General features: G+C 37.4%; 7 protein-coding genes. All 7 read right to left on the bottom strand.

Annotation, left to right across the window (positions count from 1 at the left end):
- Positions 1 to 2: 2 nt before the first annotated feature.
- Positions 3 to 3155 (bottom strand): SusC/RagA family TonB-linked outer membrane protein, encoded by a 3153-nt coding sequence (locus BUC21_RS04090; RefSeq protein ID WP_073399467.1) that lies wholly within the window; start codon positions 3153 to 3155, stop codon positions 3 to 5.
- A 328-nt stretch (positions 3156 to 3483) separates the two neighbouring features.
- Positions 3484 to 4776, bottom strand: coding sequence for an acetylxylan esterase (locus BUC21_RS04095; RefSeq protein ID WP_073399469.1), 1293 nt, complete (start codon positions 4774 to 4776; stop codon positions 3484 to 3486).
- An 8-nt stretch (positions 4777 to 4784) separates the two neighbouring features.
- Positions 4785 to 5999 carry a glycoside hydrolase family 27 protein gene (locus tag BUC21_RS04100; protein WP_073399471.1) on the bottom strand — a complete coding sequence of 405 codons (1215 nt, stop codon included), beginning with the start codon at positions 5997 to 5999 and terminating at the stop codon, positions 4785 to 4787.
- A 26-nt stretch (positions 6000 to 6025) separates the two neighbouring features.
- Positions 6026 to 7312 carry a glycoside hydrolase 5 family protein gene (locus BUC21_RS04105; protein WP_139261261.1) on the bottom strand — a complete coding sequence of 429 codons (1287 nt, stop codon included), beginning with the start codon at positions 7310 to 7312 and terminating at the stop codon, positions 6026 to 6028.
- Between the two features lie 375 nt (positions 7313 to 7687).
- On the bottom strand, positions 7688 to 9277 hold the full coding sequence (locus tag BUC21_RS04110; RefSeq protein ID WP_083547587.1) for a metallophosphoesterase family protein: 1590 nt from the start codon (positions 9275 to 9277) through the stop codon (positions 7688 to 7690).
- A gap of 10 nt (positions 9278 to 9287) precedes the next feature.
- The gene (locus BUC21_RS04115; protein WP_073399476.1) at positions 9288 to 10691 is read right to left on the bottom strand and encodes a glycoside hydrolase family 28 protein; all 1404 of its coding nucleotides are present in this window, start codon (positions 10689 to 10691) and stop codon (positions 9288 to 9290) included.
- 13 nt (positions 10692 to 10704) lie between these two features.
- The gene (locus tag BUC21_RS04120) at positions 10705 to 12189 is read right to left on the bottom strand and encodes a glycoside hydrolase family 28 protein (protein WP_073399479.1); all 1485 of its coding nucleotides are present in this window, start codon (positions 12187 to 12189) and stop codon (positions 10705 to 10707) included.
- Positions 12190 to 12203 lie beyond the last annotated feature (14 nt).

Genomic DNA, 12203 nt, shown 5'->3' on the forward strand with positions numbered 1-12203 from the left:
TATTAAAATTTAAGATTAACACCAACCAGGAATGTTCTAGGACTAGGATAGAATCCTAAATCGATACCTGATACCCATGATTTATCGTATCCATAACCAATTTCCGGATCCATTCCTGAGTAACCAGTAAAGGTATAAAGATTTTGAGCTGTAAAGAACAAACGAGCTTGTTGAAGTGGTAATTTAGTGAAAAGCTTTTTGAAATCATAACCAATTGTTACGTTTTGGATCTTCAAATAATCACCATCTTCAATATATATATCAGAAATCTTCTGCCAGTTAGTATGGGAACCAGAAGTTAAACGAGGTAATTTATTAGATGTACCTTCACCCGTCCAAGCTCCGAAAATATCCGTTGTGAAGTTTTGAGTCTTTGTATCAGCAAATGAACGATATGATTTAGCAATTTGCTGACCAAAAGAGCCGGAAGCAGCAATGTTCAAATCAAAACCTTTATAGCTAAGATTAAGACCTAAACCTAAAGTATAATCAGGATGAGGATCACCAATCATTGTTCTGTCATTATCATCAATAACACCATCTTTATGATAATCAGTGAAAATAACATCACCAGGTTGCGCTCCAGCTAAGACACCTTTTCCTGCAGCTTTATATTCAGCTATCTGATCATAATTCTGGAAAATACCTTCAGTTTTATATCCATAGAAGTATCCAATAGGCATACCTACCTGAGCACGATACATTTCATCAGTACCCTGACTTAATACGTTTGCATCACCATGGATAATTCCTTCAGAGTTTGCGATACGGGTTACCTTATTTTTATTTTTAGAAATATTCAGATTAACTCCATATTTAAAATCTTTACCAATTTTATCATTCCAGTTAAGAGCCAATTCAAAACCTTGGTTTTCAACATCACCACCATTAATATATGGAGCATTTAAACCGTAGGTAGAAAGAATAGGAGCTACAACCAACCAGTCTTTAGTAGTTTTCTTATACCAGTCGAAAGCTACACCCAAACGAGTGTCAAGGAAACGAGCATCAAAACCTAAGTCAAGCTGTTCTGAAGTTTCCCAGGTTACATCAGGATTCTTAAGGATGTTAGCATAACCACCTGTTGTTTGAGAAGATTTATCTTTACCAAAGTAATAACCATTGGTTACATCAAAAGCGAAAGTGGTTAAGTATTGATATCCAGAAATGTTACAGTTACCATTCTGTCCCCAGCTACCACGAACTTTCAAGAAATCCATCCAATTTTTAGTTGATTCCATAAATGGTTCGCTACTTACAACCCAACCAGCAGATACAGATGGGAAATATCCCCATTGATGACCTTTAGCAAAGTTTGAAGAACCATCGGCACGCAATGTAAATGAAGCCATGTACTTTTCTTTGTAGTCATAATTAACACGACCAAAGAAAGAAGCCAAAGTACCTTCACCCCAAGGACTACTACCTGCAGTAATCTGATCTAACGCAGTAGGTTTAGTATTATCTACATATGCATTTTTCCAGGAACCCAGGAATAATGTATTCTTTCCAGAAGCACTAACATTATCACCCAATCCCCATCTTTCAGCAGACTGACCAACCATCATATCAAAAGTATGTTCGTTTAGAGTAAACTTATATGCCAATGTATTATCTAATGTCCATGAAGCACCTAAACCAGCATTTTGACTTACAGTTTCTGTTGTAGTTTCATTTGTAGAACTTAATTTTTTAATTCTATCGTATGAACGATAAGTATTAGCACTCATCTTATATCCAAATTGAGATTTGAAAATTAAATTCTTAATTGGCTGTATTTGAACATAAGCACTAGCTTGCAAGTTGTGGCTCTTTGAAAGATTTAAGCCCTGGCTTGAAAGAGCAGTGTTAGCTATAGGGTTAGCTGCACTTGCATCATAATTCCATCCGTTTCTTTGTTTTGCATAGTAATCATAATAATCGCCATTTTCATCATATAAAGGCATTAATGGATTAGCTGTCAATAAACTATGGATAGAGTTCCAATAAATATTACCAGTAGAAACACCTGATTTTGTACTATAGGAATAGTTCAATGTTTCACCAATTTTAATTGCATCAAAGTCTCTAACCTTTAAAAGAACATGATCTGAATTAACACGGGCAGTATAACGTCCATAATTAGATTCAACAGGTTTTCCAAAGATACCTTCCTGAGAAGCATAAGAGAAACCTAATGAGAACTTAGAAGCCTCGCCACCACCAGTAAGGTTAATTGCATGATTCTGAACAGGAGCAGCCTTGTTATAGGATTCTTTCATCCAGTTTGTACCATTCCATGTTCCATCTTCGATAGATTGTTTCAAAGCAGAAGGAAGTAAAGCCGACCAGTTATTACCTGGATTGCCTTCATTGAAGTTAATCATATCCTGAACAGCCATATATTCCTTAGCTGTTAATAAGTCCGGCATTTTGTATGCATACTGAGAACCATAATAACCATCGTATGAAACGGTAACCTTACCAGATTTACCTTGTTTTGTTGTTACAAGGATTACACCGTTTGCAGCACGTGCACCATAAATTGCTGCTGAAGCAGCATCTTTTAGTACGTCAATAGATTCAATATCAGAAGGATTTAAGTTATCAATACTACCACCAGCTACACCATCTATTACATATAGAGGAGATGAAGAACCAATAGTACCCAAACCACGAACGGTTACTTTAAATCCGTCACCCGGCTGACCAGAACTCTGAGTAATGTTCACACCTGGAGTTTGACTTTGTAAAGCAGTCAAAGCACTAGTTGTACTTAACTTCTGCAAGTCGTTTCCACTTACCTGAACTGTAGCACCGGTTACCAGTTTCTTTTTCTGAACACCATAACCAACTACAACCACCTCGTCAAGTAATTCAGAATTCTCTTCTATAACTACGTTGACTGATTTTTGATCACCTTTTACACGTAGCTCTACAGATTTGTAGCCTACACAAGAAACAACCAGAACAGCATCTTTTCCGGAAAAATTCAAGGAGAAATTTCCATTCATGTCTGTTATGGTCCCACTAGTGGTTCCTTTCACTAGAACATTTACGCCAGGCATCCCTAAACCGTCCTTTTTATCGGTAACTGTACCGGTAATTCGGTTTTGCTGCGCCATGACATGACAACTCATTACAAGTGCCATTAAAAACAACATGATGTTTTTCATAACTGATAATTAGATTTATAATATATGAATACAAAAGTATTTATTAAGCAAATTCACTACAAATGCAATTTTATCTTAAAATAATACTATTTTATCTATTCGCTTATTTTTTGATGTTTCTTCAAAATAATTTCAACTTTAGCATTTTTTTATCATATAGATAAAGTATAAAGTTTCATTACATGATAACATTCTTACCTAGGATCTGATACAAAAATATAGTATTCACGAGAGCGACAAGGATATATTTTGTTTTCAATAAGGTATATATATGTTTCATTTCATGAATTTATAAGAACTTTATAATAATAATGCTATCAATCCTTAATTATTTCATATGCTTTTTAAAGAATTCCATACGAATATTCCACCAAGAAGGAGGTACATCATGCCCATAGGTGGGATTAATAATGTATTCTTTTTCAGTACTGATACGATTATAACCAGAGAAATTTGTATGAGGGGGACAAACTTCATCCTGCAAGCCTGAAGCCATTATTATAGGGCACTTAATCCAACCTGCCAGATTCTTTATATCAAAATAAGATAGCATATCATACAGCTGGGTTTCACTTATTGATGACTGTTTTGCCAAAGCTGCTTTAACCGCATCACCCGGCCAATGAACAATCTTAAAATAATCGGGATAATCTGAAAGAAAAGGAATAAACGGAGCTGCTGCTGAAATACGATGATCGAGCGCACAAGCTGCCATTGTGAAAGCGCCACCCTGACTCCCCCCTTCTGCAAAGATATTTTTTGTATTTACTTCGGGACGTGAAGCAACAAAGTCTATTGCACGGACCAAATCCATAAAAGCACCACGATAGTAATAATCTTCTTTTGACTGCATGCCATAAGTAATCCAGTCTCCGTAAATATTGGTTGGTTGCTGCAATCCCTGTCCGCGAACTGATAATACAAATTCTACAAACCCTGGATTATCGTTAGGCTTTGGAGACCAAGGTTTGGAACCATAGCCCATATAACTAATGATTGCCGGATATTTTCCTTTTTTAACCGGAGTACAATAATATCCGGAGATTTCCACACCTCCGAAAGATTTCATACTAACCTTATATAATTTACGCAGATTAGTTGAAGAATCGGGGATCAGAGTTAGTTTATATTCAGGTGCAACCTTAGCCAGCTCAGCCAGACTTTCATCCCAGAATTTACGCAAATCGGGTTTATTATCGGGTAAAGAGACAATATATTCCGGTTCATAACCAATATTGAACTTCTTAACTTCATTAACAACTCCATCAACTTCCTGAGTTACTGTACAGCGGTAAAAACCTGGTGCAGGAACAGAAAAAGAGAAATCGGCCTCTATAGAATCACCTTTACTGAGAGAGAGAGATTGTGCAAACCGATGTACTGGTTTGAAATCATCCGTAGTTACTTGCAGATTTAGTGTAGCTTTTGCTGCATCGTTTCTGGTATTCTTCACAATAATCTGTATTTCTGGATTCTGAGGTGAATAAAATACCCAATCGTTTGTTTGCTTAACCTTGTAAGATAAGCCTCCTAACTCTTTATCTGACTGAGCAGATAAAGAGATTGAGAGACTAACCAAAAACAAACAAACCAAACCTTTCCTTATATTATTTAAAAACATGATATTCTTTATTTTGCAATGGATAATCTGTATAATAGTACATCCTGAGCCGGAACTGATACTTTTTTATCTTTTTTGGTACTTCCTTCAATTTTTTTTGTCCACAAATTCTTTATTACATAGGTGGTATTATAAAAATTAGTGGAACGTTTAGAAACTTCATCATCAAAATTAAATTTCTGCCAATTGATTTCATATTCCTTATCTACATTGGAACGATTGAGCAAGCAGAATGCCCAGTCGCCTCCAGCAAGTGGTTTAAACCAAACTTCAAGTCCATCCTGTGAAGCAACCTTCAAACCTTGAACGCCAAGAGTATCCTGATCAATAGCTATAACATCTTTATTCATGATGATTGCTTTTGTTTCGTCGGACATATTACGAATGTCATTACCTAAAATCAGCGGTGCTGCAAGCATGCACCACATAGAGAAATGCGCACGATCCTGATTTACTTTTTGTCCGTTACCAACTTCCAGCATATCCGGATCGTTCCAATGTCCGGGACCGGCATATTTACGAAGTCCTTCCTGCATATCCAGAATCTGCAGTACACCAAAAGCTTTCCATCCCGGATGTTCGTCAACACAATCAAAGCAATTAAAAATATCACCAGTGGTACGCCACATGTGACCAGTATCTTTTGCCCATGTCCAGGGTTTACTATTTCCCCATTCGCACATGCTGAACAAGATAGGACGTCCGGCAGCACGAAGAGCATCCCTCATCAGGTTATAAGCACCGATTGGATTAACATCTTCGGTATTGCACCAGTCATATTTCAAATAATCTATTCCCCATTTTGCATAAGTAAGTGCATCCTGATACTCGTGACCAAGACTTCCCGGACGACCACCGCAAGTTTGTCTGCCTGCATCTGAATATATACCTATTTTTAATCCTTTTGAATGAATATAATCAGCTAAATCCTTTATTCCGGAAGGGAATTTCACCGGATCGGCAGTGATAAATCCCAGACTATCACGTTTGCCATGCCAGCAATCGTCCAGGTTTAAATAAACATATCCTGCATCGCGCAATCCGGATTCTACCATTTTGTCGGCAACACCACGAATAATCTCTTCATTGATATCGCAGGCAAATTTATTCCAGCTATTCCATCCCATAGGAGGAGTCTTTGCCAGTTCCTCATACTTCTGTGCTTTCACAGAACTTAGACAAGAGAAACAGAAAAGAGAGAATAAAAGAAAATACTTTTTCATTATTTATCAGATTTACAAATTATTGGTTATTTAAATTTCAGGACTGACTCTTTAATTATTTTCACTGTCGATTTATCTGATGCAAAAACAGAGTTCAGTCCTTGTTCTTCCTGAGCCGGATCGCCACAGTAATCGTCTCCTTTTTGCCAGTAAATATGTTCCTTTGAAGGATTGGCGAAGCCTCCCCATCCCCAGAAATTACATCCGGCAAAAGGACCTCCGGCTTTCTTATCTGCAATAATCAGCTCGAATACGTATTTATAAAATGAATCACGAGAGTTGGTTGTACTTTCTTTGGAGAACTTAAAGCCATCGCGTGGAAATCCAAATTCTTCCATCACCAAAGGTTTGTGGTGTTTTTTAGCTACTGCCAGATGTTCGAATATATATTTCTTTGTTTTTCCCTTAGCCGACTGAAGTTTCTCGGAAAGACTGTCTTTAGTCACCCAGTTCCAGTTATAAGGCCATAGGTGTATGTTCATATAATCTACATTCTTATCGGCATGAATTCTTTCAAAAAGGTTAATATCCTGTTCGCATCCATGCTTTCCTTCGCTTCCGGTAGATACCATGTGGTTTTTATCCAGACTTTTTATCTGGGCTGCCACGTCGGCAATCCAAAGTGCAAAGGGTTCTTTATTTTCATCAGCAAAAGCGCGTGGCTCATTTCCTATCTGCCAGGACATGATGTATGGATCGTCTACATATTTTTTCTTTGTATAACGGTTGGTTCTGCCAATGATATCATTTACATAATTATGGAATAGTTTTTTTGCAGAGTCGGACTTTGGAAACTGTTTCACAAAAGCCATATATGCAGGCCATCCGTCAATAGCCGGAACAGGAGCCTTGCCATATCCTGCCCATTGAAGATATTGTGAGTATCCGCCGGTCCACTCCCATGAATTATTCAAATAAAGAACGGCATACATTTTTCGTTTTCCCATTTGATATAATAAATAATCCAGTCCGGCTAATATAGTATCATTATATACTCCGGGAGACTTTTGCAGGGTTGGTTCTACTTTAGATCTGATACCATTCTCGCCATCAGCTCCAACCAATACTCTAAGATTATTAATACCTATTGATTTTAAATAATCGAGTTCCTTATTCAATCGTGCACGATTTCCACCTTCACCTTCAGAACCAAGGATTGCTCCATACCAGAAATTAGTACCGATATAATAATAAGGTGAACCGTTAAGCATAAAACGACCTTTTTCTACATGAATGAAAGAAGATTTGTTTTGAGCAGAGGAATATCCTATAAAAGAAAAAAGCAATAGGAAGAGAGACAAGATATGTTTCATACTATTTAAAATTTAAGGAATAACAGCTTTTCATTTTTACACAGTTGCAAATGTATATATTTCCAAAAAATAAATCCGTGCATTATTTATCAATTCATAATACAATTTTAACTTATCTAGAATAATCAATATTATCTTGTACAAAAGATTGAATTCTTTTGTACAAAAGAAAAGATTGTTCTGTACAGAAGAATTAATTCTTTTGTACAGGACAATCTCAATATATAATCAATAAAAAGGAAGAATGACGAGAAAACTATATTATATATACCTATATTATATAGTTTTCGACTCGGATGAGTTAAATAGTTTGATTTATACTATAATAGATAAAGTGCTGTTTGTTAATTTTATAAGGAAGTGTATATTGTTATATCATTTCCCATCTTCCATTTGTGCCAGAAAGATACGACAGAAACTAACCATAAACTTATCGAAATCCGTTGAAGACTTTTTCTGAACTACTTTAAAGGAGATCTCCTTATACTGTTTCAGTCTGCCTGAATCTATATCCTTCAGAGCCAGTTTACCACCAAAACGGAGTTTATAGAAATCTACCATCATATCGAAGCCTGTCCAATCAGCAGATTTAGGAGTGCTTTTTACATTAGCATAAGCAAATAGTTCTGAAGCTTTCATTAAAGCAAAACGTTCCTTAGCCACCGGTTTAAAATCGTTGGGGAGATAACGCAGGCGAGTGAGCTCTCTTAAATGAGCTTCGCAGAATTGACGATAGTTCTTTGAGTTTAGAATTGATTCGTCCCATAAAGGTTGTTTGCCTGCTCGCTGCAAAGAATCATGCTCTGCCTTATAACGAGAGAAAAAGCTATTAAATCCTTTTACAGTATCTAAAGAAATAGTCTCAGCCTCAACTTTTCCTTTAGTCAGCTTAAGAATTTTATATCCAGGCACATAACCGGCAGTAGAAGGAACCTGAATATTTAAAAGACGATTTCCTTTCTTTGAAACAGATACTTGTTCATCATTCATGTGCATGTGTCCACCCAGATGAAGAGTGATTCCGGCATCGGCCAGGAGTTTTGCCATAGCGGGATCGGGAAAGCGATACACATCGAACTTGCCCGGTGCAGCAATATCCGGAATATACTTGGCTATTCCATCATTATAATCGGCCATAGGGAAATGGCTGAAAGTCACCAGCCTTTTTCCATACTTTTTAGCCTGAGCAGCCACTTTAGTTATCCAGGGCAAGAGATAAGGTTTGGCTTTAAATCTCTCATTATAAACTGATCTGGCTCCTTCAAAAGTGAGAATGCTATCACCTTCAGTTGTCTGCGGATAGTATACAGAAGCATCAATTGCCAATATCCACAATCCTTTTACTGGTTCTACCAGATAGCTCCCATCTTGAATTGCCGGCTTTTTATTTTCAATAGTATAAGTCCGCTTGCTCCAGTCTGCCTGTTTAGCAGCCTCATCATAGGTATAGTTTTCATAAGTATATGTGCTGAACGGGGTTGCCCAAAACAGATACTCTTTTTGTGGAGAAAATCCAAAGGAAGCCCATTCGTTATGTATTTCCTTATAACCCAGCTTTTTCATTTGTCCTAGGTCGCTATTAGAGAAAGGGCGTGCCGGATCATGATTGCCGGTCATCATAAAAAAGTGCATATTGTAGCGGACAGAGTAAGAATCGAGTATTTCACGAACCTTACGTACATTTATCAATTGTCCATCGTCAGTCTGGTCACCTGGCAAAAGAACATAATGAACATCCCGCTTCGCAATATCGTCTAGCGCAGAGATAAAGGCAAAATAGTTTTCATTAAACAGACGAGTGGAATGTAGTTGGGCATCCATGGAACGAACATAAGATGTATCCTGCAAATGAACATCCGATAATACTGCTATTTTTATTGCCTCTCCAGATAGAGGGCAGCCTCTGCCCAAAAGATTGGGACAGAGGCATACCACAAACATAACTACAAACAAACACCTTTTCATAAGAAAAAAATTACTTCAGATTAACAGTTTGCAAACCATCTATATTCTGACTAAACATTGTGTCGGCAAAATAAGACGGACGGGTGTCTCCCCAACGAACTGTTGAATTGCGGATATTTACATTTGATGCATTATCAAGATAGAATCCGTATGTTTTTCCCTTCACAAATTCATCGCCTTTACATGGACGCTTGTCATAAATGCCACCTTCGTAGTTGGTACGCTTGCAAATCATCAAATCTACCTGGTCAAAATAGATATTCTGAATCTTATCTTTTGCTTCTGCGCCAAGGAATACACCATTTTCACTCTCGCACTTTATATTGTTGAAACTAATATCAGTAACAGCTCCTACCTCATAGTCGGCCATTCCTTTAGGAAAACGCCATCCTGCATCTTTGTGATCTCCTGCTTTACGAGTATAGGCAGTTACATAAATTGCTTCAGATTTTCCCCACCACACATTTGAGAAGAGTTTACAATCTACCTCTATATTAGAGAAAATAACATTTTCCACTGTACCTTCATCGCGATTCTGAATACCAATACCACGATTACTATCTCTGATAATACAGTTATTTACTACTACATGACTGATACGATCCATATTTTCAGAACCTATTTTAATAGCGCATGAACGCGAAGTCATTGTACAATTGGTTACTAAAACATTCTCGCATGGTCCCAGCTCCTGGTATTCACGACGATTCTTGAGACATATACAGTCATCACCCGATTCAATAAAACAGTTACTAATGCGCACATTCTTTGAGTGATCTACATCAATGCCATCTCCATTACGGATTTTCAGGTTATTCAAAATGTTTACTCCATCAACAACAACATCGTTACAACCTACAAGGTGTACAGTCCAATAAGCCGAATTACCAATAGTAACATCCTTGATGCGTATATCTTTGCCATTAATTAAAGTAAGTACATGCGGACGAGGATCGAATTCGTGTACTGGTTTCAATTCATAAGAATCTTCCAGTTCCTTACCCATAAAGGCAACACCATTACCATCTATTTTACCTTTTCCACTAATAGAGAATTGCACAATATTAGTGCCGCTAATCCACATCATACCTTCGCCTTTATTATCGCGAAAAGCACTCTTATTATAAACTTTTTCGTCCGGATTAGCCAATAACTTAGCATTTGCTTCCAGATGCAGATCTACATAAGACGCTACGGTAATCGGACCAGTCATATATACTCCGTCACCCGGAATAATCACACGGCCTCCCCCGGATTTATTACAATCATCAATAGCTTCTTGTATTGCTTCTGCATTATCCGTTATGCTGTCTCCTTTCGCTCCATAATCACGAATATCAAAATCTGATTTGCTAGTATGGCAGGATGTCATAAGCCCTATTCCGAAAAGGGCTACTAAAAACTTTAGTCTCATCATCTTCTATGTATTAGTTGTTAACTTTTATAATTTGTTCTTTTTTATCTAATGGAAAAAATACTTGTTCAAGTGATTCGCCTTTCACATCGTCCATAATAATTGCCGGACGATAATCAGGTTCAGCCAACTTCAATCTCACATTCTTCAATGTAATATCCTTTGCATGACGAATATAGAATCCCCAAGAAGGTAGCTCACCAAACATACTGAACTCCGGATATTTATCTATCTGTTCGGGAACCTGGTTCAAACGATTCAACGGTATATAAGCCATTCCTTTAGTTGCCCTTCCCGGACAGGTTATTTCAATATTTTCAAGATGCACTCCTTCTATGTAATGCCCAGGTATACCCACAATAGACGAAGGAAATGGATTGTGGAAGATATCTACTTCCGGTCCCCGCAGATCATAGTTGATATCCGGTCTGCCAAACGGAATTTCCACATTGATATCTTTTATAGATATATTCTTTACTGTTCCTACACGTTCGCTTGCCCGATGTCCCAAACGGATAAAGATTGCATTACCTGTATTCTTCGCCGTAATCCGGCTCACATTAACATTTTCAATATCACCTCCGTCGACAGACTCAATAGCAATAGCCGAACGAAAGGTATCGTATACACGAATGTTATCAATAGTAATGTTCTTAAAGCCTCCCCACGAAGCTGTTCCAAACTTAATTGCGCTTGCACTGCTACGTACCTCACAATCGGCAATATAGATGCTATCGTTACAGGCATTAGGATGGTAGGATTTTAAGCAAATACCATCGTCAGCAGAATTCACATTGCAACGAGTAATCTTTACTCTACGACAATCTGTTATATCAAAGCCATCATTATTCCAATATGCTCTGTTTGTCATTGAAACCTGATCTATTGATAAACCGGAACAAAGATCAAACGTAACACCCCAACAAGCACTGTTCATAAGATGCAATCCTGTAACTGATATATTCTCGCACTCTGAAAGAAAAAACAGTTTTGGACGGGCAGTTTCATTAGGACGCATTCTTCGAACATTATAATTTGGATCTATGCGCACTCCGGCATTATGTAAACTATCTATATTCAAAGCTAAAGCCAGTCCCTGACCATCTATTGTACCTTCACCACTGAAAGCTATGTTTTTTACCTTGTGTCCAAGAATTAAAGCCAGCTTTGAATTATCACTTTTTTCTGTAATATTATCAGCTTTATTTAATGGGTAATAATCATCAGGATTTGTACTTCCCAGTAAAACTGCATCTTTTTCGATATGCAACTCAATGCCCGATTTTAATTGCAAACAGCCAGTGAGATAGATACCTTTCGGAAAAATAATCCTTCCGCCTCCTTTTTTGCTAAGCAGGTCTATTGCTTGCTGAATAACTTTTGTATTCAGCGTTTTACCATCGACTACGGCCTTTCCCTGAGTTACTATATTGTAATCCCGGGCCCATATAGGGATGGTAAATAGCAAAGAGATTATTATGCAAATATATTTCCTCATTATCTATACACTCT

Source organism: Bacteroides luti (assembly GCF_900128905.1).
Classification (GTDB): Bacteria; Bacteroidota; Bacteroidia; order Bacteroidales; family Bacteroidaceae; genus Bacteroides; species Bacteroides luti.